We start from the raw sequence: 24,943 nt of genomic DNA, 5'->3' as shown, positions 1-24,943 counted from the left end.
CCCGGGAGTGTGTCAGTTCCCGGTCGTCGATTCCTTGGAAACCTGCAAGTCGTAGACGAACGCGTTGTCGCAGTCGAGCGGGACCGTGGTGCCCTTCCACGTGAACGTGAGGTCGTTCGCCAGCCGGCGGTGGGTCCCGTCGATCGTGATGTGCTGGCCCGCGTCGTCGTGCTCCTCGTGGACCGGGGTCTTGGGCCCCACGGCGCGCGCGGTGCCCTCCACGACGGCCTTCTTGCCCTTCAGCTTGAGGACGCCGCGCACGTCGCGGCCGTCCTTGAAGGCGGTCGTGGTGTCGCGGCCGCCGCCGGCGACGTCACCGTCGGCGATCACGATCTGGATGGTGTTGCCGGCGGTGTTGTTCTCGTAGAGCGAGGCGTAGACCTCGTTGCCGCGCCAGGTGCCGGAGCACTCGAGGACGATGCCCTTCTCGCGAGTGGTGGTCGGCTCACCGGCGTACGCCGTGGTGCCCCAGCCGAACAGGCTCGAGGTCGCGGCGACGGCCAGGGCGCCCGTGATCAGCGTGGTGCTGCGCATGACGGTGGTTCTCCTGTGTGTCGTGGGTGACTGTCAGGAGGGATACGCCCGGACCCCGCGTCCGGTTGCATGCGACTTCGGGCGAATCGGCTACTGGGCCTGGGAGACGCTCGACATGTTGAAGTCGGGCACCCGCAGCGCGGGCATCGCGGTCCTCGAGAAGTAGTCGTCGCCCCACTCGCGGCTGAACGCCGGGACCGTGGCCGAGGCATGAGTGAACCGGTTCAGCAGGTCGACCGGGCTCTCGTTGAACCGGTAGTTGTTCACGGCGCCGGTGATCTCGCCGTTCTCGACCAGGTAGACCCCGTCGCGGGTGATGCCGGTCAGCAGCAGCGACTGCGGGTCGACCTCGCGGATGTACCAGAGGCAGGTCAGCAGCAGCCCGCGCTCGGTGCCGGCCACCAGGTCGTCGATCGACCCCGCTGCGCCGTCGACGGACAGCACCAGGTTGTCGATGCCCGGCGTCACCGGCTGCCCGGTCATCGCCGCGGAGTGGCGGGTCTGGATCAGCGACGTCAGCTCGCCGTCGCGGATCCAGTCGGTGCGTCCGAGCGGCAGGCCGTTGTCGAAGACGGAGTCCTCGTTGCCCGAGCTGGTGGCGGACGCGAACGGTTGGCACTCGAGACCGGCGTACGCCGGGTCGGAGAACAGGGTGACGCCCGGCTTGGCGATCCGGTCGCCGATGCGGGTGCCGCCGCCGCGCCGGCTGTAGACCGACTGGCCCTCGTGGGCGGTGCGGGCGCCGGCGTACCAGTAGGCGTCGATCATCAGGTCGGCCATCGCGGTCGGCGGCAGGATCGTGTCGTAGCGCCCGGGCGGCAGGTCGACCTGACGCTCGGCCCAGCCGAGGCGGCGGGTGAGCTCGGTGTCGATCGCGAGCGGGTCGACGTCGGTGAAGTCGCGGGTCGCTGCGCCGACCCAGGCGCTGCGGGTCAGGTCGGCGGACTTCGCGGTGCAGCCGACGTGCCCGGTCGGCTGGACGTGGCGCAGCCGCACCCCGGTCGTCGAGCCGAGGTACGTCGTGGTCATCTCGTGGTTGACGAACCCGTACAGCACTCGGTCCTCGGCGGCCGCGCGCCCGAACGCCTCGCCGAGCGCCGGGGCCAGGGCGTCGTACACGTGGATGTCGGTCGGCACCGACGCGTCGTCCCAGTCGGGGGAGACGGCGTCGCGGACCAGCTCGTTCGCGTCCTCCGCCGGTGACGCGGCGCGCGCGGCCCGGTCGGCGGCCTCGACCAGCGCCGTCACCCCCGCCTGGCTGGTGACGCTGCCGGTCATCGAGCCGGTGGCCGCCCCGACGAACGAGACCACGGTGACGTCCAGGCCGGTCATCACGCCGTTGGTGGTGAGCGTGTTGTTCGCCCAGCGCAGGTTCGCGCTGGTGCGGTCGTGGACGATCACCACACAGTCGTCGGCCGTGCTGGTCGCGACGGCGTGCTCGACGAAGCTCTGGGCCATGCCCGGGGGCGTGCTCATCAGTGACCCGCCTCCTCGGTGGTGTTGAGGATCCGGACGCCGCGGAACAGCGACGTCGGACATCCGTGGCTGACGCTCGCGACTTGCCCTGGCTGGGCCTTGCCGCAGTTGAAGGCGCCGCCGAGCTCCCAGGTCGCGGGGCCGCCGACGGCCTCCATCGAGCTCCAGAAGTCGGTGGTCGTCGCCTGGTACGCCGCGTCGCGGACCTGGCCGACCAGCTCGCCGTCGCGGATGGAGTAGAACCGCTGCCCGGTGAACTGGAAGTTGAAGCGCTGCATGTCGATGCTCCAGGACTTGTCGCCGACGACGTAGAGCCCGCGCTCGACCCGGCCGATCAGCTCGTCGGTGGACGGGCCGTCGGCGGCCGGCTGCAGCGACACGTTCGCCATCCGCTGGATGGGGATGTGGCCAGGTGAGTCGGCGTAGGCGCAGCCGTTCGAGCGGCCTGCGTTCAGCTCCGGCAGCATCCGGCCCATCGCGCGGTCCAGCTGGTAGCCGACGAAGACGCCGTCGCGGACGATGTCCCACGACTGGGTCTGCACGCCCTCGTCGTCGTACCCGATCGTCGCCAGCCCGTGCTCGACGGTGCGGTCGCCGGTGACGTTCATGACGGGGGAGCCGTACTGCATCGCGTAGAGCTTGTCCGGAGTCGCGAACGACGTGCCGGCGTAGTTGGCCTCGTAGCCGAGCGCGCGGTCGAGCTCCGTCGCGTGCCCGATCGACTCGTGGATGGTGAGCCACAGGTTGGAAGGGTGGATGACCAGGTCGTAGGTGCCTGCCTCCACGCTGGGCGCCTTCAGCTTCTCGGCCAGCAGCTCGGGGACCTGCTCGATCTCGGTGTCCCAGTCCCAGGCGCCGGCGCCGCCGGTGAGGTACTCCCAGCCGCGGCCGACCGGGGGCGCGATGCTGGCCATCGAGTCGAACGTGTCCGCGCCCGCACCCATCGCCTCGAAACCGGGGTGCACGCGGACCCGCTGCTGGGTGGTGCGGGTGCCGGCGAGGTCGGCGTAGTACTTGTGCTCCTCGACCTGCAGCAGGTGAGCGGAGGCGTGGTCGACGGCCGCCCCGGTGCGCAGCCGGTTCGTCCAGTCGACGAGCAGCGCGGCCTTCTCGGGGATCGGCACGTGGAACGGGTTCAGCTCGTACGACGAGATCCACTCGACGTCGTCGTACACGGGCTCGTCGGCCAGCTCGACCGGCGCGGTGGTCATCGCGGCGGCGACGCGAGCGACCGCGACCGCGCTCTCTGCGACCCGCGCCGCCTCCTCGGGCGTGAGCACCACGCCGGACGCGAAGCCCCAGGCGCCGCCGTGGATGACGCGCACGGCGAAACCGAGGTCCTCGGTGTCGTTGGCGCCCTGCAGGACCCCGTCGCGCACGACCAGGGTCTGGTAGCGGACCCGCTCGAACCGGAAGTCGGCGTGCGTCGCGCCGAGCTCGCGGGCCCGCCCGAGCGCAGCGTCACCGAGGCTGCGGTAGGGGAGGGCGGTGAACGTCGGATCGAGGGCGCGGCCGTTCATGTCCCGAACCTATCGGGTACCGCCCGCACATGGCTGACGACACCAAGAAGCTCGTGGACCTGCTCGAGGACATGCCGATCGGGATGCTGACGACGTTCGGGCCGGAAGGCCCGCGCAGCATCCCGATGGCCCGCCAGGAGGTGGAGCCGACTGCGGAGCTGTGGTTCATCACTGTCAAGGACTCCGCGCACTCGCGGGCGATCGCGGCCGAGCCGCGGGTCTCGCTGACGTTCACCGCCCGGGACTCGTGGGTGGCGGTCTACGGCCGCGCCACGCTCGTCGACGACCGCGAGAAGCTCGCCGAGCTGTGGACGACGTTCGCCGAGGCATGGCTGCCGGGCGGGGTCGACGACCCCAACGCGGTGCTGCTGCGGGTGGACGTCGAGAGCGGGGAGTACTGGGACACCCCGGGCGGCAAGGTCGCCTCGCTGCTGAGCTTCGTGAAGACCAAGCTCACCGGCGACACCTACGACGCCGACCACGGGACCGTCAGCGGCTGATCACGACGGTCGAGCCGTGTCGTGACTTGCGGACGGCGAGCTGGGTGGGGATCCGGTCGCGCATCTCCGCGACGTGGCTGACCACGCCGACCACCCGGCCGCCGTCGCGCAGGGAGTCGAGGGTGTCCATGACGTCGTCCAGCGTGTCGGCGTCCAGGCTGCCGAAGCCCTCGTCGACGAACAGCGTGTCGAGGTCGGCGCCGCCGGCCTCCTGGGTCACCACGTCGGCGAGCCCGAGGGCGAGCGCGAGCGAGACGACGAACGTCTCGCCACCGGACAACGTGGCCGGGTCGCGGGCCTCGCCGGACCAGTCGTCGCGCACGAGCAGGCTGAGCCCGCCGCGCGTCTCGCCGGCACCGCGCCTGCCGGTGTGCTCGAGGGAGTAGCGCTGGTCGCTCATGCCGCACAGCCGGGCGTTCGCGGCCGCGACCACCTGGGTGAGCCGGTAGGCGAGGACGTACGCCGAGAGGCGCATCTGCAGTGCGTTGTCGGCGGACTTGCCCTCGACGAAGCTCGCGAGGTTGGTGACCAGTGCCAGCTCCTCGCGCAACGGCGCCCCGTCGGCGAGCGCCCGGGCGAGCTCGCTGACCAGCGAGCCGAGCCGTTCGGCGGTGCTCGTCCAGCGGGCCGCCTGGGCCCGGGCCGACCCGAGGGCGTCCAAGGCGGCGGCGTGCGTCGCGGTCAGCGCGGAGAGGTCGGGGAGCACCGCGGCCGCCACCTCGTCGGCTCCGGGCTCGTCGAGCACCGCGACGACGGCGGCGAGCCGCCGGTCGTGCTCCCGGACGTGCCGGTCGAGCTGGTCGTACTGCTGCTGGTCGAGCGCCGCGGCGAGCGCGTCGTCCCCGGAGTCGAAGCCGGCCTCGAGGGTCGCGACGGTGAGCGCGGCCTCGGCGTCGGCGAGCGCGGTCTGAGCGGCCGCGAGGCGGTCGAGCGCGGTCAGGGCGGCGCGGGCCTCCTGCTCAGCGGCCCGGCAGCCGGCCAGCCGCTCCTCGTCGTACTCGGCGAGCTCGAGCGCGAGCGCCTCCGCCTCCGTGGCGAGGGCGTCCAGCGACGCCGCGACGGCCACGGCCTCGGTGGCGATCTCGGCGGGGACGGCGTCGACGCGCTCCCGGGCGGCCGCGAGCGCGTCGGTGAGCGCGCGCACCTCGTCCTTGTGGGCGAACTCGGCGACGGCGGCGTCGTCGGCCTCTCGCTGGGCGGCCTTCTCGGTCGCCTCGTCGGGCGCGTCGTGGGAGGCCACGGCCTTGTGCGGGTGCTCGCACGACCCGCAGACGGGGCAGGAACCGCCGACGACGAGCCCGGCCGCGATCTCGGCGGCCATGCCGGTGACCCGCTGCTCGCGCAGCCCGATCGCGCGCTCGCGCAGGTCGAGCGTCGCCTGGCGCGCGGCGAGGTGAGCGGCCTCCGCGGCGGCGAGCTGGGCGGTCAGCGTGACGACGTGCTCGCGGGCCTCGGCGCGAGCCCGGTCGCCGGCCGTCGTGAGCTCGACGGCACGGCGCTCGAGGCGGACCGTCTCGGCCCGCACGGACCGCAGGCGCTGGACCCGGGGCTGCAGCGCGCGGATCCGGGCGGCCTCGTCGACGGCGGAGGCGAGGGTCTGCTCGAGGGTCTCGCGGTCGGTGGCGGTGACGGCGGACCGGGCGGCGCTGTGCGCGCGCCGGGCGGCGACGGCCACGCGGTGCAGCGGGACCACCCCGGCGGCCCGGCGGGCGTCGGTGAGCCGGGCGCGATGTGCGGCGTGCTCGTCGGCTGCGTCCAGCAGGCGGGTGTGCTCGGCGCGCGCGGCGTCGAGCCGGCCCCGCTGCTCGGTCAACGTGCGGGCGGCCTCCACGCTCGCGCGAGCGGCGGCCTCGCGCCGCGCGGCGTCGGCCGCGGCGGTCGCCGTCTCCTGGGCGCGGGCGGTGGCGTGCGCGCGCAGTCCCTCGGCCCAGGCGGGGACGTCCGCCTCGGGCGCCTCCGCGCCGGTCGCCTCGCAGACCCGGCTCACCAGGTCGGCGACCACGGCGTCGGCCGCCTCGGCCTGCTTGCGCAGCGCGAGCCGCCGGTCGCGCAGCCACTTCTCGACGTCCTCGAAGCGGCCGGTGCGGAACAGCTGCTGGAGCAGCTGGTGGCGCTCCTCGGACCGGGCCCGCAGGAACGCCTGGAACCGGCCCTGGGGGAGCATCGCGACCTGGGTGAACTGGCCGAGGTTCATGCCGACCAGCCGGGTGACGAGGTGCCCGGTCTCGTCGAGGCGGGTCGAGTGCGTGACCCACTCGCCGTCGGTGCGCTCGGCGATCGAGACCGAGGCCTGCTCCGTGGTCGTGCCGGTGCCGCGCTTCTTGGGCCGCTCCCACGACGGCGAGCGGACGATGCGGAACCGGCGGCCCGACAACGTGGCCTCGAGCGCGACTCTCGGGCGCGTGTCGGGGGCCGCCTGGTCGGAGCGGAGCCGGCGCGCGGAGCCGCGGTCGCCGGGGACGTCGCCGTACAGCGCGAAGCAGACGGCGTCGAGGACGCTGGTCTTGCCGGCGCCGGTGGGCCCGGTGAGCAGGAACAGGCCGGCCTCGGACAGCTGGTCGAAGTCGACCGTGATCGTCTCGGCGAACGGGCCGAACGCCGTGACCTCGAGGGAGTGCAGCCTCATCCGGACACCAGCACGTCGAAGTCGGGGTCCTCGCAGCAGGCGTCGACGGCGGCCTGCAGCAGCGCCGACTCAGCCTTGGTGGCGGGGGTGCCGCGCAGCTCGGCGACGAAGTCGAGCGCGATCGCATGGTCGGAGCGGCCCTGGGTGCGCGCGACCGGGACGCGGAGCCGGTCGCCGCCGATGGGCTCGAACGCGATCACCAGCGTGTGGGGGAACCGCTCACGCAGCCGGTCCATGGCCTGGAGCGGACGGGTGCTGTCGGTGAGGGTCGCGTGGACCCAGGCGTCCTCGTGCTCGGTGATGGTGAGGTCGTGCAGCAGGTCGTCGAGGCTGCCGCGGATCCGCGCCAGTCGGCGGGGGACCGGGGCGTCGATGAACTCGGCCGTGCTGACGCCGTCGGCTCCGAGGTCGACCAGCCAGGAGCCCTTGCGGTGATTGACCTCGGAGAAGGAGTAGGCGAGCGGGGAGCCGGAGTAGCGAACCGTGTCGGTGAGCGTGTGCCGCCCGTGCAGGTGGCCAAGCGCGGTGTAGTCGACCCCATCGAAGACGCTGGTCGGCACCAGGCTGACGCCGCCGACGCTGATGTCGCGCTCGGAGTCGCTGGGCTGGGCGCCGGCGACGAACGCGTGGGCGAGCACGACCGAGCGCGCGTTGCGGCCCGCCTTGTCGGCGTTGATGCGCCGCATCGCCTCGGTGAGCGCGGCCTCGTGCGACCTGCCCGCCAGCCCCCACGGCTCGCGGACCGAGTCCGGGTCGAGGTAGGGGATGCCGTAGACGGCGACCTGGCCGTGCGCGTCCTCCAGCAGCACCGGGGTGCCGACCCCGCCGGCGTCGGTGCGGATGAACACCCCGGCGGCGTCGATCAGCCGGGAGCTGAACCCGAGCCGCTGGGCGGAGTCGTGGTTGCCGCTCGTGAGCACGACCTGGGCGCGGCTCCCGGCGAGCCGGGCCAGCGTCTCGTCGGCGAGGCGCACCGCGTCGACGTGGGGGAGGGCGCGGTCGTAGATGTCGCCCGCCACGACGACCAGGTCCACCCGCTCGCGCTCCACGACGTCGACCAGGTGGTCGACGTACGCAGCCTGGTGCCCGAGCATGCCCTCCCGGTGGAAGGACCGCCCGAGGTGCCAGTCGGAGGTGTGGAGGATGCGCACACCGCAACGCTAGGAGGGGCCGCCGACAAGACCCGGCACCCACGCCGCGTGGGGCGGTGTGACGTTGCGGAATGGTCACCAACCGCACGTTCGCGGCCCGAAAACCTGCGGTTGGTGACCATTCCGCACGCGCCGCGGCAGTTATGTCAGGTGTACCGCACGCACCGTTCGGTCGACGTGAACCCGTACAGGACCAGCCCCGCATCGGCCGCGAGCCGCACCGAGAGCGACGTCGGGGCGCCGACCGCGACGAGCGAGCCGATGCCGGCGGCGACCGCCTTCTGCACGAGCTCGAAGCCGGCGCGGCCGGAGACCACGAGGCACGCCTCGGCGGGGGAGGAGCCGGCCAGGACCCGGGCGCCGGTGACCTTGTCGACGGCGTTGTGCCGACCGACGTCCTCGCGGACGACCAGCAGGGAGCCGGCGGCGGTGGCGAGGCCGGCCGCGTGCACGCCGCCGGTCCGGGAGAACAGAGGCTGCTGGGAGCGCAGCAGGTCCGGCAGCCCCCGGACGACGTCGGGGGAGGGGAGGGCGCCGGTCCACGGCGTCGCCGCCGGGGCGGCGAGGGCTGCCGAGACGCTGTCCTTCCCGCACACCCCGCACGCCGACGAGCCCGAGCCGACGTGCCGGTGGCCGGGGTCGCGCGCGGGGGGCGACGTCAGCGTCACCGTGACGACGTTGAACTCCTGCTCGGGCGTGAGGTCCGCGTCGGTGCAGTACGCGACGCCGTGGATGGCGGCGGGGGACGCCAGCCCCTCGTGCACGAGCCACCCGGCCGCGAGCTCGAAGTCGTGCCCCGGCGTCCGCATCGTGACCCACACCCGACGCGCCGCCGCGCCCGGCCACGCCAGCCGGATCTCCAGCGGCTCCTCGGTGGCCAGCCGGTCCTCCGGGCGGCGCGCCGCGGAAGGCGTGATCTCGTGCACCCGCACCCGGACCGTGGGTCCGGGACGACGGGCACGGTCCGACGTCACGAGTGCGGGAACGCCTTGCGTACGGCGAGCTTGCGCGCCAGGTCGTCGGCCTGGTCCACCAGGCGCCGGCGCACCGACAGGTCCAGCGACGCGTCGTCGGCCATCGCCCGGGTCCGCACGAGCACGTCCTCCGACAGCACGGTGCGCGGGAAGAAGAACTCGGCGGCGTCGGCGAGCACCCAGCCGCTGCGCACGGCGACCGTCCCCGGCAGGTCGGCGAAGTACCGGTCGACGTACGGCGCGGTCACGTCCTCCTGGCCGCCCTGCCACATGCCGAGGCCGGCGGCCTCGAGCTCGTAGTTGGGCACGCTGACCTCTCCGGTGAACCGCGCCCACGCCCAGGCCTTCGCCTCGGCGTCGGGCAGCGACGCGACCGCGAGCGTGTGCTCGACACGCGAGCGGGCGGTCGGCTCCGCGTCGAGCGCGCGCTGCAGCTCGTCGCGGTCGGCCGCGCCGATCGCGGCCAGCTGGACCAGCACCTTCCAGCGGAGGTCGAGGTCCATGTCGATGCCGACCGGGGGCACGGCGAGCCAGCCGCGCAGGATCGCCTCGTCGTCGGCCGAGCGGATCGCCGCGCGGAGCGCGGCGAGCTGGCGCTCGGAGCCTGGCGTGGCCGCGACCATCGCCTCGAGCGCAGCCGCGTGGACCCGCGCGGCGGCGCCGGACGGTGCGAGCGGGACGACCCGGGAGAACACCCACGTCCAGGTCCGGCGCATCGTGTCCTCGGGGTCCTCGACGGGCGGGCTGGCGACGACCAGGTCGAGCACGTCCGCGGGGTCGATCGCCGCGTTGTGCAGCGAGCTGCGGACGTTGTTCCACACGCCCGCGCGCAGGTGCGCGTCCTTGACGTCGGCGAGCAGGGGCACCAGCGAGCGCACGGTGGTCGCGTCGGCCTGGGCGACGGCCCAGGTCTCGTCGTACGCGTCGATGACCACCGGCGCGCCCTCGGGTACCACGAACGGCGTCTCCGGGCCGCTGACCTCGACCGTCCGGTCCTCCCAGGTCCCGTCGACCGCGACGGCGGCGCGGAACGTGTGGGTCCGCTCGGCCGGGTGGTCGGCCGGGGGAGTACGCCGGATCACGCCGGCGGCACGGTCCAGCACCAGCGCGTCGGGACCGGCGGTGCGGAGCCAGTTGGAGGTGAACGACGACAGGTCGCCCGCCCCGGCCCGCTCCCAGCTCTCGAACAGGTCGTGCATGGTCGCGTTCCCGAACCGGGCCCGCGTGAAGTGGTCGATCGCGCCCGCGAAGAAGACCTCGTCGCCGAGCGAGGCGTTGAGCTGCTTGAGCACGGCAGAGCCCTTGGCGTAGGAGATGCCGTCGAAGTCCTGCAGCGCCGCCGACGCGTCGAAGGCACCGTTGCCCGCGACGGGGTGCGTGCTCGGGCGCTGGTCGGCGACCAGGCCCCACTGCCGGCGGGCGTAGGCCATGTCGGACCAGACGTCGTCGTACTGCGTGACGTCGGCGGTGACCCGGTTCCCCATGTACTCGGCGAACGACTCGTTGAGCCACAGGTCGTCCCACCACTTCGGCGTGACGATGTTGCCGAACCACTGGTGCGCCATCTCGTGGGCGAGCGTCGTCGCTCGGGCGATCCGCATCCCGCGGGTGACCCGGGACGAGAAGACGAGCGGGTCCCGGAACGTGACGCAGCCGGGGTTCTCCATGGCGCCGGCGTTGAACTCCGGCACGAACGCCTGGTGGTAGTCGCCGAACGGGTAGCGGATCCCGAACAGCCGGTGGAACTCGTCGAAGCACTGCTTGGTCATCGTGAACAGCTCGTCCGCGTCGGCGTCGAGGTCCTTCGCGATGCTCTTCCGCGCGGACAGCCCCAGCGGGATCCCGTCGTGCTCGTCGCGGATCAGGTGGTACGGCCCGGCCACCAGCGTCACGAAGTACGTCGACAGCGGCTGGGTGCGCTCGAACTCCCAGACGCCCTTCTCGGGGTTGGCCCCGGGCGCGTTGCCAATCACGACCCAGTCCTCGGGTGCGCGCACGTGGAACGTGTACGGCGCCTTCAGGTCGGGCTGGTCGAAGCACGCGAAGATCGTGGGCGCGGCGTCCATGAACGACATGCCGTAGACGTAGCTCTTCCCGTCGGCCGGGTCGACGCTGCGGTGCAGCCCCTCGCCGTCGTTGCGGAACGGCATCACGGCGTCCACGACCAGCTCGTTGTCCCCGGCGAGGGTGTCCAGTGGCAGCCGCCCGCGCTCCAGCAGGTCCGGGTCCAGCACCGTGCCGTTGAACCGGATCTCGTTGACCCGGACCGGCTTCAGGTCGACGAACGTCGGCCCGCCGGCGCTGCGGAACCGGATCGTGGTCACCGAGCCGAAGGTGCTCTCGTCGCTCGCCAGGTCGAGGCGGACGTCGTACTCCTCGACGGTGAGGAGGTCGAACCTGGCGAGGGCCTCGGTGTGCTGGAGACTCTGGTAGGGGCTGGTCACGCGGCCACCCTAATCCGGGCCTATCGTGGGCACGTGGAGGAGGGGAAGCAGGCGCTCCTCGCCCTGATCCGCGAGTCGGTGATCGGTGAGGACCACGTCATGGAGACGCCGTACGGGCCCCGTCGGGTGACGTACGCCGACTACACCGCCTCGGGTCGCGCCCTGGGCTTCATCGAGGACTTCATCCGCGACGAGGTGCTGCCGAGCTACGCCAACACGCACACCGAGTCCAGCGGTACCGGGCTCCAGACGACTCGGCTGCGCGAGGACGCCCGCGCGATCATCCACGAGGCGCTCGGCGGCGACGACGACACCGTCGTGCTGTTCGCCGGATCGGGGTGCACGGGTGCGATCGCGAAGTTGATCGGGGTGCTCGGCCTGCGGGTCCCGTCGGTGCTCGACGACGCGCACGCGCTGACCGAGCGGATCCCGCCGGCGCAGCGCCCGGTGGTGTTCATCGGCCCCTACGAGCACCACTCCAACGAGCTCCCGTGGCGCGAGTCGATCGCCGACGTCGTGACGATCCGCCAGGACATCGAGGGCGGCGTGGACCTCGGCGACCTCGCCGAGCAGCTGGAGAAGTACGCCGACCGCCCGCTGAAGATCGGGTCGTTCTCGGCTGCTTCCAACGTCACCGGCATCGTGTCCGACACGGCCGCGATCGCCGAGCTGCTGCACGAGCACGGCGCCCTCAGCTTCTGGGACTTCGCCGCGGCGGCGCCGTACGTCGACATCACGATGCGTGCCGTCGAGGGCCGTCCGCTGTCGTACAAGGACGCGGTGTTCCTCTCGACCCACAAGTTCATCGGCGGGCCATCGACGCCGGGCGTGCTGGCCGCGCGCCGCGAGTTGTTCGCCAACCGGGTGCCGGACGTGCCCGGCGGCGGCACCGTGTCGTACGTCAACGACGACGACCACGCCTACCTCGCCGACCCGACCCACCGCGAGGAGGGCGGGACGCCCGCCATCATCGAGTCGATCCGCGCGGGCCTGGTGTTCCAGCTCAAGCAGGCTGTCGGCACCGACACGATCCGCGAGCAGGAGGAGCGGCACCTGCGGCGTGCGGTCGGAGCGTGGCGCGCGGAGCCGAGGATCGAGCTGCTCGGCAACCTCGACGCGGAGCGCCTCTCGATCGTCTCGTTCATCGTCCGGTCGCCGTCCGGGCGCTACCTCCACCACAACTACGTGGTCGCGCTGCTCAACGACCTCTTCGGCATCCAGTCGCGCGGCGGCTGCTCGTGCGCCGGCCCGTACGGCCACCGGCTGCTCGGCATCGACATCGACCGCTCGCACGAGTTCGAGCGCGAGATCACCGGTGGCTGTGAGGGCATCAAGCCCGGGTGGGTGCGGATCAACTTCAACTACTTCGTCTCCGACGCGGTCGTCGACTACCTCATCGAGGCGGTGCGCCTGGTCGCGCGCGACGGCTGGAAGCTGCTCGGTGACTACCGCTTCGAGCCGGACTCCGGCCTCTGGCGCCATCGCGACGGCGTGGTCACCCCGCGCCTGAGCCTGCGCGACGTCTCGTACGCCGGCGGCCGCGTGTCGATGCCGTCGAACCGGGCCACCGGGGGAGAGGACCTGCTCGCCGTGCACCTGCGCGAGGGCGCGGCGATCCTCGCCGCGGCGCCCGAGCCGGACCTGAGCTCGCACCCGGGCCACGTCAGCGCCGACTTCGAGCACCTGCGGTGGTTCGACCTCCCGGCTTCCTGCCTGGACTGATCCCGAGACCGGCGGGGCCGGTCAGCCGCGGGGGACCCAGGCGGTCGACCCGCCCGTGCCGGGCGCCCAGTCGGCGTCGCCGGGTCCGCGCTCGATCAGCACTGCGAACCGGAGCGCACCGTAGTTGCCGTCGTTCAGGCACGTCGACGGCATCCGCAGCGTGATGGTCGGGCCGGCGTCGCTCATGCCCTCGCGGAACTTCAGGCCGCGACAGGCGACCCGCTTGTTGCTGTGACCGCGGTCCGGGAACGCCTTGCGCAGCACGTAGTTCTTGGTGGTGCCGAGGCCGGCCGGCTGGAACCTGCTCACCATCCGTACGCCGGTGCCGCCCCGCGGGTCGACGCTCACGATGATGTCGCTGCTGTCGGTGGTCGACGGGAACGTCATCGTGGCGACCACGGACTTGTCGAGGTTGCGGGCCGTCACCGAGATGATGTCCAGCGCCGCCGGCCGGGAGTCGCCCTGGGGGTCGGCGATGGTGACCTCCTGGGCCTGCGCGGGGGCCGCGACCAGGAGCAGCGCGGCGGCCGCGACGACGACCGGTCCGAGTCTCTTCATGGGCGGCAGCGTGCCACCGGGCGCGTAACCGCAAACCCCCTCGACTCGTTCCCGACGTGTGAGGACCCTGATCAGCATGCTGGCCGTCGTCATGGCCCTGGCGATGGCACCGGCCGGGCCTGCCGCCGCCGACCCGGACCGGCCGAACCTCCGCGACCAGCGCGCCGTGCTGGCGCCCGGTCCGGACCTGCGCCGGGTGGTGTTCGTGGGCAACAACTGGGCCGGCACCGCCGACGTCCTGGCACCCGGCACCTTCGAGCGGCTCGCACGGATCGACGTCGTCCCCGACAAGGACGAGCGGGTCCAGGAGATCGCCACCGACCCCTACCGCCTCGCCTACTTCCTGGCGATCCGCGCGCTGATCGGCGAGGGCCACGACCAGTACGTCGACGACATGTACTCCTCGCCCGACGGGCGGCTGCTCGTCGTCTCGCGACCGTCGTTCGCCGACGTCGTGGCGATCAGCCTGAGGACGAAGGAGATCGTCTGGCGCTTCCAGGTCGACGGGGTCAGGTCCGACCACATGGCGATCTCGCCCGACGGCCGGCACGTGGTCGTCAGCGCCTCGACCGCGAACGTCGTGCACGTGCTGCGGGTCCGCGACGGCAAGGAGGTCGGCCGGTTCCCTTCCGGCGGCTCGCCGCACGAGAACGTCTACATCGACGGCGGCAAGCGGATCATCCACGCGAGCATCGGCATGGTCTACAGCCCGCTCGACGACCCGGCGCTCGACCCGACCAAGCAGGAGCGCCGCTTCCAGATCGTCGACGCGGAGACGTTCGAGGTGCTGCGCACCTACGACCTGCGAGCCGCGCTCGACGAGGCGGGCATGGAGGACACCAGCACCGCCGTACGCCCGATGACGCTGTCACCCGACGACCAGAGCGTCTACTTCCAGCTGTCCTTCATGCACGGCTTCGTCCAGATGGACCGCGCGACGGGGAAGATCACCCGGGTCAAGCAGCTGCCGAACCTGGTGCCCGACATGCCGCGTGAGCAGTACCTCCTCGACTCCGCGCACCACGGGATCGCGATGAACCCGGACGGCACCAAGATCTGTGTGGCGGGCACCATGTCCGACTACGCGACCGTGGTGGACGCCGACACGCTCCGTCGCGGGCCGTTGCTGAAGAAGGCGGACGGCAAGCCGTACTGGGTCACCCCGAGCTGGGACGGCAAGTACTGCTACATCTCCTGGAGCGGCACCGACGAGGTCGCGAAGATCTCGTACCGCACCGAGAAGATCGTGAAGACCGTGCCGGTGGGCGACCACCCGCAGCGGGTGCGCAACGGGGTGGTCCGCAAGGACCTGGTCGCAGCCCTGCGATGACCGACGGGGCGGCGCTGGAGGCCTTCTACGCCGAGATCCGGGCGCGCCTCGTGCGCTTCATCCGTGCGCGACTGCCGGCCGACGTGGCCGACGACCTGGCGAGCGAGACGCTGCTGACCCTGTGGGGGAAGCGACCGGCGGCACCGGTCGACGACGTTTCGGTGCGCAGGCTCCGAGCGTTCACCTACGCCATCGCCATCGGTCACGTCCGCAACGCCGAGCGACGCCTGGCCACCGACGGCAAGCTGGTGGGGGCGCTGGCGGCTGCCGCGCTCCGAGACAGTGCCATCTCGCATGACCCCGCGCGGTCCGCGGTCGGCCTGTACGACCTCGAACGGGCGATCCGGGCACTCAGCAACGGTGACCAGCAGGTGCTCCGCCTCTTGGCCGCCGGCTTCCGGGTGGGAGAGATCGCCCCGAAGGCGGCGTCGATGCGTGTACGCCGGGCCAGGGAGCGGCTTCGGGAGCGCTTGGCGGCCACCGGGACGGACGGTGCATCGTGAGCGTGGAGCTGGTGCGACGCAGGCAGCTCCAGGTCGAGCTGAACCGCGCGAGCGAGCACCTGTGGTCCGACTATGCCGGTCATCGGTCACGGGTCACTGCCCTGGTGCTGGCGGCGGTCCACGGCCGGCCACCCGGGACCATCGCGATTCTCGGGGCGGGAAACCTCAACGACGTCGACGTGCGCCCGCTGATCGCGGCCGGCCATGAGCTCCACCTGCTGGACATCGACCCCTGGGGCGGTCGATGTAGCGCTCAGGCGCCATGGCATCGGCCCTGGCTCCGTGCACGTGGACAGCGTCGACCTGCTCGCTCCAGGGGCTCTAGCCGAGGACACATTCGATGTCGTCGTCTCGTGCAACGTGCTCACCCAGCTGATCGACCAGCACCTGAGCTTCGTCGCTGGCTCTGACGACGGGCCCGAGCGGATCAGCGACGCACACGTCCGTGCCGTCCGTTCCGCCGTGCGCCCCGGTGGCGTCGGCATCGTCATCGTCGACGTCGTGTCATCGGACACCGCCGACCTGAGTGTCGGCGAGGCGCAGCTGGCGACCGCGCTGCTTCGCTACCTGGAGGCGGGGAACTTCTTCTCCGGATGCAACCCGTTCGCCATCGGCGCCATGATCGACCGGGAGGCCGGTGCGCCCATCTCGGCGGTCAGTCTTCCCTGGCGCTGGTCGATGGGGGAGCGGACGTACCTGTGCTGCGGCGTCGGGTTCGTCACTCCGTGATGCCGGCGGCCTGGAGCAGCTGTGTCCAGGAGGTGGAGCGGGACTGCCGCTCGATCGACGTTCCGGCGGCCAGTGGCGTCAGCACACGGTCTCCCGTCCTGACGAACACGCTGTCGCTGGTCAGGGGCCGGTACGTCGGACCGTCAGCTCGTGCCCGCAGCGCCCAGAGGGTCTCGTCGCCGATCACCGCGCCGGGGCCGCTCGACATGGACGTGACCCAGTCGCTGGCCTCCCTCCCGAAGAACGGACCGAGCTGCACCGTCACCGGAGCGGGGGTGGCCGCTTCCCCGGAGTCGCTCGGCGTCAGCGTCAGGAAGATGTCGCGGTAGGCCTCGTCACTCTGCGGGTCGTCGATGACCGGCCCGAGCTCGACGGCACTCACGCTGCCGTGCACCACGAGCGGTGCGGCCCCGAAGAGCTCGACGATGGTGGCGTACCGCTCGACCTCGAGCGCGCCCCCGCTCGGTGCGAGGCGGTCCCACGCGGTGCCGGCTGCGGCGGCCTTCGCGCCGGGCGAGGACTCGACGGCGGTTGTCGGGAGCGGGTCGCTACGAAGTGAGTCATCGGACGAGACGTCTCCCGACAGCTGGGTCAGCACGAGCATCGTCCCCAGCCCGAGCGCCAGGGCACCGGAACCGATGCCCAGGGCTCGACGTCTCCGAAGGCGCTCACCGCTGGTTCGGGCGTTGGCCACCGCGCTCGGGTCGGCGTCAGGTGCATCCGCGGCGAGATCGTCGAAGTGCCGCGCGAGGTCGTGCTCGAGATCGTTCATGGTCTGCTCCTAGCGGCCTGAGTCACTGCTCGGCGTGTCGGCTGGTGGGAAGGTCGGCATGGTCTCTCGGGTGGTCGAGAAGGCCCCTGAGGTCGCTCATGGCGCGGCTGGTGCGGCTCTTGACGGTTCCGACCGAGCAGCCCAGGGCTGATGCGGTCTGACGTTCGGTGAGCCCGAGCCAGTACCTGAGCACGATGTCCATGCGTCGGTCGGGGCTGAGCCGACGCACCGCCAGCCGCACGTCGTGCGCACCCTCGACGTCGGGTGCCGGCGCCGATGCGAGCTCGATCGACTCCAGGGGAGTCGTCGGCCGGTGTGCCTTCGCCGCACGCCAGGCCTGACGGGTCATCACGCGTCGCGTGTAGGCCTCGGCACCGGACGGATCGATGGTGCGCCACCGCCGGTACACCTCGACGAACGCGCTCTGGACGAGGTCCTGGGCCGCGGAGGAGTCGCCGGTGAGGACGTAGCCGTAACGCAGCAAGGCGGACTGGCGCGAGATCAGAAAGGAGTCGAGGTCGTCACGAGAAGCGATGTCGGCACCTCCTTCGGTCCACGAATCCGCTCATGCCTACTAGTAGCCACGTTCTCGCCAAATGGTTCCCACCTGTTCGACGCAGTCACGCGCGACACCGTTCCTGATGGCTGTTCCTGATCGCTGCACGCGCCGTCGCCGAACCGGCCACGGTCGACGACGGCGCGCACGGACTGCTCGTCAGCCGGCGTGGTCGACTGCGGCGACCGCCTCGTCGAACGGTCGGTCGACCAGGTCTGAGAGGAACGCGTTCTCCTGGAGATGGATGTCGGCGAGCGGGGCTGTCGTCGTCCCGTCCTGGTCGTCGAGAAGGCCCTGGCTGCTCACCGTCCGGTAGACGCCGCGGGCGTACTCGGCACGATCGGGCGCGACCCCTTCGGTGGGGGCGCCCGAACCCTTGCGGCGCAGCACGTACACAGACTGCTCGCCCAACAGCGCCTGGAGACCGGCGATGCTGGTGTCGAGATCCTCGAGCGGGTAGGGCCCGAACTCGACCGTCACCAGGGTCCCGGTCGGGGAACCGGCGAGGACATCGTCGACGGCGACCTCGACGTCCACCAGCTGCAGCGTCTGCGTCTCGCCGTCCTCGGAGTCCGAGTACGCGCGCCCGGCCGACACCGACCGCACCGTCCCGAGAATCGAGACGTTGCCGGAGTCGACCATCGAGTCGAGGCTGGCGTAGCGCTCCGACTCGACGCCTTCCACGGCCAGGAGGCTCCAGGGGTCGACCACCGTCGGAGCATCACTGCTGCTCTCGTGGCTGGCGGCGATGGTCCAGCTCGTCGCGACCATGCCCCCGGCCACCAGGGTCACCGCCACGTTGCGGAGGAGATAGGGATGATTCATGGTGTCTCTCCTTCAGTAGTGGTTGAGGACCTGGGTGACGTCCTGGCCCGAGTAGGTGTTGGTGGTCGCGCTGTTCGGCGTCTGCGAGCGCAGGCATGATCCGGTCTGCGCTGTGTGGCGGAGCCCGATGGTGTGTCCGAGCTCGCGGCAGGCGACGTATCGAGCTCCGTACGTCGTGTTCCACGTGGACGCGTAGCCCGAGTAGGTGTTCCAGTTGAGCCGTTGCCCGTAGCACGTTCGGTTCGGGTTGCTTCCCGTCTCCGTTGCTCCGCTCGGGCAGTTCACCCAGGCGATCGCGCCGTTGTCGCCGTAGCCGGAGTCGCTCACGCGCACGTCGTAGCCGCTCCCGTCGACGTACTGCCAGGTGAAGTCGAAGCGGGGGAACTGGTTGTTGAGCGCCCACTGGATCGCGTTACCGACGTCGGTCGTGGTGTCGAAGAAGTCGACACGGTGATGCTAGTTGTCGGCCAGGCTGACCTGGTTCGCGGGCGAGGAACCTGCGGCGGTGGATCCGAACTCGGCCCTGGCCAGCGGCATCGATATCGCCGAGGCCAGGACCAGTACGGCCACTGGGTAGAGATGTTGTCTCACGCGTACTCCTTGAGATGTGCAGCAGGGCGAAACCCGGATGGCTTCGCTCGGAGCACCCGCGGGCCACCGCTGGTTGCTCAAGGAGTGATGTCGTGAGGCGTCGGAAATGCCACAGATGCCCGCGACGTCCGACTACAGGCGCACCAGCATCTTGCCGGTGTTGTCGCCACGGTGTAGGCCCAGGAACGCGTCGACGGCGTTGTCGATGCCGTCGACGACCGTCTCGCGCCAGCGCAGCGAGCCATCGGCGACCCAGGCGCCGGCGGTCCGGTAGAACTCCGACGCCACGTCACCGTGGTCGGTGACGATGAAGCCGCGCAGGGTGAGCCGCTTGCTGACGAACATCATCATGTTCCGCGGGCCGGGCGACGGCGCCGCGGCGTTGTACTCGGCGATCGCGCCGCAAGCGGTGATGCGCCCGAAGTCGGCCATCGCGAAGATCGCGGCCTCGAGGTGGTCGCCGCCGACGTTGTCGAAGTACACGTCGACGGGGGAGTGCTCGCGCAGCTGCTTGCCGATCGGAGCGGCCTTGTAGTCGAGGGCGACGTCGAAGCCGAGCTCGTCGGTCAGCCACGCGCACTTCTCCGGACCACCGGCGGAGCCGATCACCTTCGCGGCACCGAGCTGCCTGGCCATCTGCCCGGCGGCGGAGCCGACCGCGCCGGCCGCGCCGGAGATGAAGACGGTGTCGCCCTCCTTCATCTCAGCGATCCGGGTGAGGCCGACGTACGCCGTCATCCCGGGCATCCCGAGGGCGCCGAGGTACGCCGAGGCCGGCACCTGTGAGACGTCGACCCGCCGGACGGCCCTAGCGGGGAGGAGCGCGTGCGTGCGCCACCCGGCCTGGTGCAGGACGGTATCGCCGACCGCGAGGTCGGGGCTGCCGGACGCGACGACCTCGCCGACCGCGCCGCCGTCCATCACCGCGTCGAGCTCGAACGGTGGCACGTAGGACTTCACGTCGTTCATCCGGCCGCGCATGTAGGGATCGACCGACATGAACGTGTTCCGCACGAGGACTTCGTCCGGTCCCGGGTCGGGAAGGGTGGTCTCGATGCTCCGGAAGTTCTCGGGCGTCGGCCACCCCTGCGGTCGGGAGGCCAGGTGGATCTCGCGTGCGGTCGTCATGCCGCGATCCTGCCAAAGCCTCCCGAACCGCCTGGTCGGCCCCGGGCCTCAGCCCTGCAAGGCGAGCGCGAACTCGACCTTGCCGGTGGGGTCCACGGCGGCGTCGAGGATCTTGTCGTCGAGGAGCTCGGCCGCCGACGACTCGACGTACACGGTCGCGCCCGACTGCTCGACGACCTGGTCGCCGGGTCCGGCCTCGTTGGCCGCGGAGATCGCGAACGCGGGCTCCGGGCCCGGCTCTGCGGTGATGCGGAGCCCCGCAGTCTCGGCGACCCCGGGCTGCGAGGTGATCTCGTTGACGATGGCACTGGCGTTCTCGGTGAGGGTGAGCATGCTCGCCTTCCGTAGCTGTCCGTTGTCCCTTCCACCGTGACAAATCGAGTGGATCGAGACAACCGGGAGCCGATCCCGGGCGTGTCGGCCGTCTGGCACGCTGTGCGCATGACGATCCCCACCAGCCCGGAGACGCCCGACACCTTGCGCCAGGTCGACCTCACCAAGATGGGGGAGGGCCGCTACAAGGCGACGAACCGGCGCGGGGGCGTGCTCCCGATCGGCTCGGGTGGTGACCCGGACTTCACGCCGGTCGAGCTGCTGCTCGCGGCGATCGCGGGCTGCAGCGCGATCGACGTCGACCTGATCACCGGCAAGCGGGCCGAGGCGACGTCGTTCGACGTCCGGGCCGAGGGCAACAAGATCCGCGACGAGCACGGCAACCGGATGGTCGACCTCAAGGTGACGTTCGAGGTCCGGTTCCCCGAGGGCGAGGACGGCGACCGGGCCCGCGAGGTGCTGCCGCGGTCGATCGCGCAGTCCCGGGACCGGCTCTGCACGGTCAGCCGCACGGTCCAGGTCGGCGGCCCGGTCGAGTACGTCGAGGCCTGATGGGCAACCGCGGTTGGGCTCCGGCCCGCCAGGACGGACGCCGGTTCGTGGTCACCGGCGCGAGCAGTGGTCTCGGGCTCGAGACCGCCCGGGCGCTGGCGGCCGCCGGAGCTGACGTCGTGCTCGCGGTGCGCAACACCGAGAAGGGCACGGCTGCGGCGCGCTCGATGAGCGGCGCGGTCGAGGTGCGCCGGCTCGACATCGCGGACCTGTCGTCGGTCCGCGAGTTCGCCGACGGCGTGGGGACGCTCGACGTGCTCGTGAACAACGCCGGGGTGATGGCGGTGCCGTACGGCCGCACCGTCGACGGGTTCGAGACCCAGCTCGGCACCAACCACCTGGGCCACTTCGCCCTCACGAACCTGCTGCTGCCGTCGATCACGGACCGGGTCGTGGTGGTCTCGTCCGACGCGCACGCCCGCGGCGAGGTTGACCTCGACGACCTGCACTGGGAGCGCCGGCCGTACAAGCCGTTCGCGGCCTACCGCGCCTCCAAGCTCGCCAACCTGCTGTTCCTGCTCGAGCTCGACCGCCGGCTGCGGGCGGCCGGCTCGCCGGTCCGCGCGGTGGGCGCCCACCCGGGCTCCACGGCGACCGCGATCACCGGCAACACCGGCAACCGGTTCAAGACCTGGGTCGGCTCGTGGGGCCACAAGCTCGCCGGCATGCCGGTCGAGCGGGGCGCCCTGACGACGCTGTACGCCGCGACGACGGACCTGCCCGGGAACACCTACATCGGCCCGGACGGCTTCCTCGAGATGCGCGGCTGGCCGACCGAGGTGGACCGGAGCGCCACGGCCCGCGACGCCGGCCTGGCGCGCGGGCTGTGGGAGCGCTCGGAGGAGCTGACCGGGACGACGTTCCCGCTCTAGTCAGTCGACGACGGTCGCCGACTCGATCTCGACGGGGGTGGCCGGCGCGCCGTCCGGCGCACCAGTGTCGGTGCCGGCCGCGCCGATCTCCTCGACGACCGCCAGGCCGTCCTCGTCCACGGAGCCGAACACGGTGTAGTCCGGACGCAGCTCGGTGTCGCCGTACACGATGAAGAACTGCGAGCCGTTGGTGTCCGGGCCGGCGTTCGCCATCGCGAGCGTGCCGGCGGGGTAGGTCTCGTCGCCGGTGAGCTCGTCCTCGAACGAGTACCCCGGGCCGCCTCCGCCGGTGCCGGTCGGGTCGCCGCACTGGAGCACCGAGATCCCGGACTCCGGCGTGGTCAGCCGGTGGCACGTGGTGTCGTCGAAGTAGCCCTGCTCGGCGAGGGACACGAACGAGTGGACCGTGCAGGGAGCTGCGTCGGCATCCAGCTCCAGGCCGATGTCGCCCGCGGACGTCGCCAGCGTGACCTCGACGGTGCCGGTCTCCGGGGCGAGCTCTGCGGGCGGGTCCACGTCCTTGGCGGCGCCCTGGTTGTCGCTGGGGTAGACACAGTCGATACCGGTCGTGGGCGCGGGGTCGCTCGCCGAGGCGTCCGACGACTCGTCGCTGCCGGAGCAGCCGGCGAGGGCGAGCACGGTGGTCAGGGCGAGCAGCGGGGTGCGCACGAGCATGCGGAGATCGTAGGGGAGCGGGCTCAGGAGTTGCGCCCGCGCCCGGCCACCGGCCACCGCACGAGGCCGTCGCCGCCGTCCGCCCAGAGGTCGTCGACCAGGTTCACGGCGTTGCAGACGTGGTTCGGGACGACGTCGACCTGGCTGCCGAGCGCAGGCAGCGGGGCGCCGGCGAGGTCGACCACGGCGTGGTGCTCGGAGAGCTGCACGACGCGCGCCTCGGGGTGCTCGAGGAGCCGGCCGTGGCCGCTGGCGTAGGTCGCCCGGTCCGCACCCAGGACCTTGCTGCCGCTGTCGAGCACCAGCCGGCCGCCCGCGTGGCTGACCACCGTGGCGCGGCAGGTCAGCGCGACGTGCTCGGGGCCGACGGTGCCGAGCTCCCACTGCTGGGCGTCGTTGACGACGTACACGCCCGGCCGGAGCTCGGTCAGCACATCGGTGTCGGACGCGGCGAGGCTCGGGGTCGACCCGCCGCTGACGACGCGGGGCTCGATGCCGGCCGCGCGCAGCGCGCCGGCGGCGACGGTCAGGGCGCGCGCCTCGTCCTGGGCGGCCGCGGCCCGCCCGCCCGGCGCGTAGCTGTGACCCGGGAAGGTGAACACGCCGCGGACCTCGACCCCGGCCCGCGCGACGTCGGCGGCCCGCTCCGGCGGCCCGCCGCTGCGGTGGTGGCCGGAGTCGACCTCGACCAGCGCCGACACGCGGTCCCCGAGCCTCCGGCCGGCGTTCGCGGCACCCGCGGGGGAGTCCACGCCGATCGTGACGCGGGCCCGGTCGGCGAGGGTGCGCAGCCGCTCGGCTGCGGCGTCGTCGACCCACAGTGGGTAGGCGATGAACACGTCGTCGAACCCGGCCTCGGCGAAGACCTCGGCCTCGCCGATGGTCGCGACCGTGATGCCGGACGCGCCGGCCTCGACCTGCATCCGCGCGATCTCGAGGCACTTGTGGGTCTTCACGTGCGGTCGCAGCGTCACTCCCGCCGCGGCCGCGCGCGCGGCCGCGCTCTCGATGTTCGACCTGAGCCGGGCGACGTCGACGCGGAGGTACGGCGTCGGCGGCGTGCTCACATCTCCTCGTGGGTGTCCGGGTCACCGCCGAAGAGGCGGCCGTCGGGACGGCCGAGCGCGGTGATGGCGCTGACCTCGTCGTCGGTGAGCTCGAAGCCGAACACGTCGAGGTTCTGCCGCTGCCGCTCGGGGGTCGCGGACTTCGGGATCGGGACCGAGCCGAGCTGGACCTGCCAGCGCAGGATCACCTGCCCGGGCGTGACGCCGAGGCGGTCCGCGGCCTGGGCGACCGGCGCCTCGGTGAACGGCGCCTGGCGCTTGCCCAGCGGACTCCACGACTCGGTGCGGATGCCGTACTTCTCGTTGACGTCGCGCATCACCGACTGCGGGAAGTAGGGGTGCAGCTCGATCTGGTTGACCGCCGGGGTCACGCCGCTGTCGTCGATGATCGTCTCGAGGTGCTCCGCGCTGAAGTTGGAGACGCCGATGGAGCGGACCAGGCCCTGCTTCTGCAGGTCGACCAGGGCACGCCACGCCTCGACGTACTGCCCGACCGACGGGTTCGGCCAGTGGATGAGCTGGAGGTCGATGCGCTCGACACCGAGGCGCTCGAGCGAGCCGTGGACGCTGGCGATCGCGTCGTCGTACGCGTGGTGGCGGCCGGGGATCTTGCTGGCGACGACCAGCGCGTCGCGGTCGACGCCGGCGCGGCGGATCGCCTCGCCGACCTCGGTCTCGTTCTCGTAGTTCACCGCAGTGTCGATCAGGCGGTAGCCGCTCTCGATCGCGCTCTGGATCGCCGCGACGCCGTCGTCGCCACGCAGGGGGTAGGTGCCGAACCCGATCGCGGGAAGCTCGGTGCCGTCGTTGAGGAGGTGGGTCGGGATCGCCATGGGCCCAACGTACCCAGGCGTCCCGCTCAGATATCGGCGGGCTTCGCGGCGTGCCCGTCCTCGCCGGGGGTACGCCGGTCCTCCTTCATCTCGGCCTCGTACAGGTGGCGCCGGCCCTCGACGAGCTCGTCGCGGGCGAGCTGCTCGAGCTCGCGGAAGTCGGCGTAGTAGCCGTCGTCGTACTCCTCGACGACCTGGAACGTCCAGCGCCCGGCCAGCACGTTGCGGCCGACGAGCTCCCGCGCGATGCGGTCGGCGAGGTCGGTGTGGCCGGCGTGCCGGAGCTTCGCGACCGCGTCGCCCAGCGTGAGGTCGGCCGTGCCCGAGAGCCGGTGGAACGCATAGAGGTGACCGCGGGCGACCTCGACGGCCTCCAGCGCCTCGGAGAGCCGGCCGAGCGCCTCGACGGTCGCGTCGGAGACCCCGGCCGGCCTCTGGTGGGCGTCGTCCGGACCGGTCATCCGGCGAGGACGCGCTCGGCCGACACGGCTCCGTGCTCGGACTCGATCGCGTCGGCCAGCTTGCGGGTGTCGTCGTCCGACACCTCCACGCCGACCTCGCCGAACCCCTTGCGCAGCTCGGCCTCGACGGTCCCCTCGGGTGCGCCGTCCTGCCAGGAGGTCACGCGGTCGACCACGTTCTGGATGGCTTCCATCTTCTCGTCAGTCATGA

At 71.9% G+C, this 24,943-nt stretch carries 26 protein-coding genes; 7 read left to right on the top strand and 19 right to left on the bottom strand.

What is annotated here, in order from left to right:
- Window positions 1–12 precede the first annotated feature (12 nt).
- From ABD875_RS03130 to ABD875_RS03120, 3 genes are all read right to left on the bottom strand, one after another.
- A complete protein-coding gene (locus ABD875_RS03130) occupies window positions 13–534 on the bottom strand; it encodes a hypothetical protein (protein ID WP_345171095.1) in 522 nt (173 codons plus the stop codon).
- A 90-nt stretch (window positions 535–624) separates the two neighbouring features.
- Complete coding sequence (locus ABD875_RS03125; protein WP_345171093.1) at window positions 625–2,010, bottom strand: metallopeptidase TldD-related protein; 1,386 nt, start codon at window positions 2,008–2,010, stop codon at window positions 625–627.
- Window positions 2,010–3,530 carry a TldD/PmbA family protein gene (locus ABD875_RS03120; protein ID WP_345171092.1) on the bottom strand — a complete coding sequence of 507 codons (1,521 nt, stop codon included), beginning with the start codon at window positions 3,528–3,530 and terminating at the stop codon, window positions 2,010–2,012. Before ABD875_RS03120 ends, ABD875_RS03125 begins: the two co-directional genes overlap by 1 nt.
- Before the next feature lie 29 nt (window positions 3,531–3,559).
- On the opposite strand from ABD875_RS03120, the gene ABD875_RS03115 reads away from it, so the two are divergent.
- Complete coding sequence (locus ABD875_RS03115) at window positions 3,560–4,030, top strand: pyridoxamine 5'-phosphate oxidase family protein (protein WP_345171090.1); 471 nt, start codon at window positions 3,560–3,562, stop codon at window positions 4,028–4,030.
- On the opposite strand, the gene ABD875_RS03110 is transcribed toward ABD875_RS03115, so the two are convergent.
- The 4 genes from ABD875_RS03110 to pepN form a co-directional block, all read right to left on the bottom strand.
- Complete coding sequence (locus tag ABD875_RS03110; protein ID WP_345171088.1) at window positions 4,020–6,656, bottom strand: AAA family ATPase; 2,637 nt, start codon at window positions 6,654–6,656, stop codon at window positions 4,020–4,022. The two genes, ABD875_RS03115 and ABD875_RS03110, sit on opposite strands and share 11 nt — an antisense overlap.
- Window positions 6,653–7,807, bottom strand: a complete 1,155-nt coding sequence (locus ABD875_RS03105; protein WP_345171086.1) for an exonuclease SbcCD subunit D — start codon at window positions 7,805–7,807, stop codon at window positions 6,653–6,655. Before ABD875_RS03105 ends, ABD875_RS03110 begins: the two co-directional genes overlap by 4 nt.
- A 146-nt stretch (window positions 7,808–7,953) precedes the next feature.
- Complete coding sequence (locus ABD875_RS03100) at window positions 7,954–8,781, bottom strand: formate dehydrogenase accessory sulfurtransferase FdhD (protein ID WP_345171084.1); 828 nt, start codon at window positions 8,779–8,781, stop codon at window positions 7,954–7,956.
- On the bottom strand, window positions 8,778–11,225 hold the full coding sequence (pepN, locus tag ABD875_RS03095; protein ID WP_345171082.1) for an aminopeptidase N: 2,448 nt from the start codon (window positions 11,223–11,225) through the stop codon (window positions 8,778–8,780). Before pepN ends, ABD875_RS03100 begins: the two co-directional genes overlap by 4 nt.
- Before the next feature lie 33 nt (window positions 11,226–11,258).
- Here pepN and ABD875_RS03090 point away from each other — a divergent pair, with 33 nt between their 5' ends.
- Window positions 11,259–12,947: an aminotransferase class V-fold PLP-dependent enzyme gene (locus ABD875_RS03090; protein ID WP_345171079.1), complete on the top strand. Its 1,689-nt coding sequence runs from the start codon at window positions 11,259–11,261 to the stop codon at window positions 12,945–12,947.
- A 21-nt stretch (window positions 12,948–12,968) separates the two neighbouring features.
- Here the strand turns inward: ABD875_RS03090 and ABD875_RS03085 are convergent, their stop codons facing one another.
- A complete protein-coding gene (locus tag ABD875_RS03085; RefSeq protein ID WP_345171077.1) occupies window positions 12,969–13,505 on the bottom strand; it encodes a hypothetical protein in 537 nt (178 codons plus the stop codon).
- Between the two features lie 76 nt (window positions 13,506–13,581).
- Between ABD875_RS03085 and ABD875_RS03080 the strand changes: the two genes are divergently transcribed.
- From ABD875_RS03080 to ABD875_RS03070, 3 genes are all read left to right on the top strand, one after another.
- On the top strand, window positions 13,582–14,835 hold the full coding sequence (locus tag ABD875_RS03080; protein ID WP_345171074.1) for a YncE family protein: 1,254 nt from the start codon (window positions 13,582–13,584) through the stop codon (window positions 14,833–14,835).
- Window positions 14,832–15,338, top strand: coding sequence for an RNA polymerase sigma factor (locus ABD875_RS03075; RefSeq protein WP_345171072.1), 507 nt, complete (start codon window positions 14,832–14,834; stop codon window positions 15,336–15,338). Before ABD875_RS03080 ends, ABD875_RS03075 begins: the two co-directional genes overlap by 4 nt.
- A gap of 360 nt (window positions 15,339–15,698) precedes the next feature.
- Entirely contained in the window at window positions 15,699–16,067 is a 369-nt protein-coding gene (locus ABD875_RS03070) for a hypothetical protein (RefSeq protein ID WP_345171070.1), read from the top strand.
- Here the strand turns inward: ABD875_RS03070 and ABD875_RS03065 are convergent.
- From ABD875_RS03065 to ABD875_RS03040, 6 genes are all read right to left on the bottom strand, one after another.
- Window positions 16,057–16,839, bottom strand: a complete 783-nt coding sequence (locus ABD875_RS03065; protein WP_345171068.1) for a hypothetical protein — start codon at window positions 16,837–16,839, stop codon at window positions 16,057–16,059. The genes ABD875_RS03070 and ABD875_RS03065 overlap by 11 nt on opposite strands.
- A 22-nt stretch (window positions 16,840–16,861) precedes the next feature.
- The gene (locus ABD875_RS03060) at window positions 16,862–17,341 is read right to left on the bottom strand and encodes a SigE family RNA polymerase sigma factor (RefSeq protein WP_345172664.1); all 480 of its coding nucleotides are present in this window, start codon (window positions 17,339–17,341) and stop codon (window positions 16,862–16,864) included.
- A gap of 213 nt (window positions 17,342–17,554) precedes the next feature.
- Window positions 17,555–18,220 carry a hypothetical protein gene (locus tag ABD875_RS03055; RefSeq protein ID WP_345171066.1) on the bottom strand — a complete coding sequence of 222 codons (666 nt, stop codon included), beginning with the start codon at window positions 18,218–18,220 and terminating at the stop codon, window positions 17,555–17,557.
- A gap of 12 nt (window positions 18,221–18,232) precedes the next feature.
- On the bottom strand, window positions 18,233–18,547 hold the full coding sequence (locus ABD875_RS03050; RefSeq protein WP_345171064.1) for a zinc metalloprotease: 315 nt from the start codon (window positions 18,545–18,547) through the stop codon (window positions 18,233–18,235).
- Window positions 18,548–18,943: 396 nt separating this feature from the next.
- Window positions 18,944–19,939 (bottom strand): NADP-dependent oxidoreductase, encoded by a 996-nt coding sequence (locus ABD875_RS03045; RefSeq protein WP_345171062.1) that lies wholly within the window; start codon window positions 19,937–19,939, stop codon window positions 18,944–18,946.
- 48 nt (window positions 19,940–19,987) lie between these two features.
- On the bottom strand, window positions 19,988–20,272 hold the full coding sequence (locus tag ABD875_RS03040) for a Fe-S cluster assembly protein HesB (protein WP_345171060.1): 285 nt from the start codon (window positions 20,270–20,272) through the stop codon (window positions 19,988–19,990).
- Between the two features lie 108 nt (window positions 20,273–20,380).
- Here ABD875_RS03040 and ABD875_RS03035 point away from each other — a divergent pair, with 108 nt between their 5' ends.
- The gene (locus ABD875_RS03035; RefSeq protein WP_345171058.1) at window positions 20,381–20,824 is read left to right on the top strand and encodes an OsmC family protein; all 444 of its coding nucleotides are present in this window, start codon (window positions 20,381–20,383) and stop codon (window positions 20,822–20,824) included.
- A complete protein-coding gene (locus ABD875_RS03030) occupies window positions 20,824–21,696 on the top strand; it encodes an oxidoreductase (protein ID WP_345171056.1) in 873 nt (290 codons plus the stop codon). The genes ABD875_RS03035 and ABD875_RS03030 overlap by 1 nt, the downstream gene beginning before the upstream one ends.
- Here the strand turns inward: ABD875_RS03030 and ABD875_RS03025 are convergent, their stop codons facing one another.
- Genes ABD875_RS03025 through ABD875_RS03005 form a run of 5 tightly spaced genes read right to left on the bottom strand, consistent with a single transcriptional unit; the run spans window position 21,697 to window position 24,941 of the window.
- Window positions 21,697–22,371: a peptidylprolyl isomerase gene (locus tag ABD875_RS03025; RefSeq protein ID WP_345171054.1), complete on the bottom strand. Its 675-nt coding sequence runs from the start codon at window positions 22,369–22,371 to the stop codon at window positions 21,697–21,699.
- Window positions 22,372–22,394: 23 nt separating this feature from the next.
- Window positions 22,395–23,438, bottom strand: coding sequence for an alanine racemase (locus ABD875_RS03020; protein WP_345171052.1), 1,044 nt, complete (start codon window positions 23,436–23,438; stop codon window positions 22,395–22,397).
- Window positions 23,435–24,271 carry an aldo/keto reductase gene (locus tag ABD875_RS03015; RefSeq protein ID WP_345171050.1) on the bottom strand — a complete coding sequence of 279 codons (837 nt, stop codon included), beginning with the start codon at window positions 24,269–24,271 and terminating at the stop codon, window positions 23,435–23,437. The genes ABD875_RS03020 and ABD875_RS03015 overlap by 4 nt, the downstream gene beginning before the upstream one ends.
- Window positions 24,272–24,297: 26 nt before the next feature.
- Window positions 24,298–24,732, bottom strand: a complete 435-nt coding sequence (locus ABD875_RS03010) for a hypothetical protein (protein ID WP_345171048.1) — start codon at window positions 24,730–24,732, stop codon at window positions 24,298–24,300.
- Window positions 24,729–24,941, bottom strand: coding sequence for a hypothetical protein (locus ABD875_RS03005; protein ID WP_345171046.1), 213 nt, complete (start codon window positions 24,939–24,941; stop codon window positions 24,729–24,731). Before ABD875_RS03005 ends, ABD875_RS03010 begins: the two co-directional genes overlap by 4 nt.
- Between the last annotated feature and the right edge of the window lie 2 nt (window positions 24,942–24,943).

The organism is Nocardioides caricicola (assembly GCF_039541135.1).
Classification (GTDB): domain Bacteria; phylum Actinomycetota; class Actinomycetes; order Propionibacteriales; family Nocardioidaceae; genus Nocardioides; species Nocardioides caricicola.
This window is presented reverse-complemented; position numbering and strand designations above follow the sequence as displayed.

Excerpts from the sequence above, each read along its gene's own strand:
- ABD875_RS03130 (WP_345171095.1), bottom strand. The coding sequence starts at position 534 with ATGCGCAGCACCACGCTGATCACGGGCGCCCTGGCCGTCGCCGCGACC.
- ABD875_RS03125 (WP_345171093.1), bottom strand. The coding sequence starts at position 2,010 with ATGAGCACGCCCCCGGGCATGGCCCAGAGCTTCGTCGAGCACGCCGTC.
- ABD875_RS03120 (WP_345171092.1), bottom strand. The coding sequence starts at position 3,530 with ATGAACGGCCGCGCCCTCGATCCGACGTTCACCGCCCTCCCCTACCGC.
- ABD875_RS03115 (WP_345171090.1), top strand. The coding sequence starts at position 3,560 with ATGGCTGACGACACCAAGAAGCTCGTGGACCTGCTCGAGGACATGCCG.
- ABD875_RS03110 (WP_345171088.1), bottom strand. The coding sequence starts at position 6,656 with ATGAGGCTGCACTCCCTCGAGGTCACGGCGTTCGGCCCGTTCGCCGAG.
- ABD875_RS03085 (WP_345171077.1), bottom strand. The coding sequence starts at position 13,505 with ATGAAGAGACTCGGACCGGTCGTCGTCGCGGCCGCCGCGCTGCTCCTG.
- ABD875_RS03080 (WP_345171074.1), top strand. The coding sequence starts at position 13,582 with ATGCTGGCCGTCGTCATGGCCCTGGCGATGGCACCGGCCGGGCCTGCC.
- ABD875_RS03075 (WP_345171072.1), top strand. The coding sequence starts at position 14,832 with ATGACCGACGGGGCGGCGCTGGAGGCCTTCTACGCCGAGATCCGGGCG.
- ABD875_RS03065 (WP_345171068.1), bottom strand. The coding sequence starts at position 16,839 with ATGAACGATCTCGAGCACGACCTCGCGCGGCACTTCGACGATCTCGCC.
- ABD875_RS03055 (WP_345171066.1), bottom strand. The coding sequence starts at position 18,220 with ATGAATCATCCCTATCTCCTCCGCAACGTGGCGGTGACCCTGGTGGCC.
- ABD875_RS03045 (WP_345171062.1), bottom strand. The coding sequence starts at position 19,939 with ATGACGACCGCACGCGAGATCCACCTGGCCTCCCGACCGCAGGGGTGG.
- ABD875_RS03040 (WP_345171060.1), bottom strand. The coding sequence starts at position 20,272 with ATGCTCACCCTCACCGAGAACGCCAGTGCCATCGTCAACGAGATCACC.
- ABD875_RS03035 (WP_345171058.1), top strand. The coding sequence starts at position 20,381 with ATGACGATCCCCACCAGCCCGGAGACGCCCGACACCTTGCGCCAGGTC.
- ABD875_RS03030 (WP_345171056.1), top strand. The coding sequence starts at position 20,824 with ATGGGCAACCGCGGTTGGGCTCCGGCCCGCCAGGACGGACGCCGGTTC.
- ABD875_RS03025 (WP_345171054.1), bottom strand. The coding sequence starts at position 22,371 with ATGCTCGTGCGCACCCCGCTGCTCGCCCTGACCACCGTGCTCGCCCTC.
- ABD875_RS03015 (WP_345171050.1), bottom strand. The coding sequence starts at position 24,271 with ATGGCGATCCCGACCCACCTCCTCAACGACGGCACCGAGCTTCCCGCG.
- ABD875_RS03010 (WP_345171048.1), bottom strand. The coding sequence starts at position 24,732 with ATGACCGGTCCGGACGACGCCCACCAGAGGCCGGCCGGGGTCTCCGAC.
- ABD875_RS03005 (WP_345171046.1), bottom strand. The coding sequence starts at position 24,941 with ATGACTGACGAGAAGATGGAAGCCATCCAGAACGTGGTCGACCGCGTG.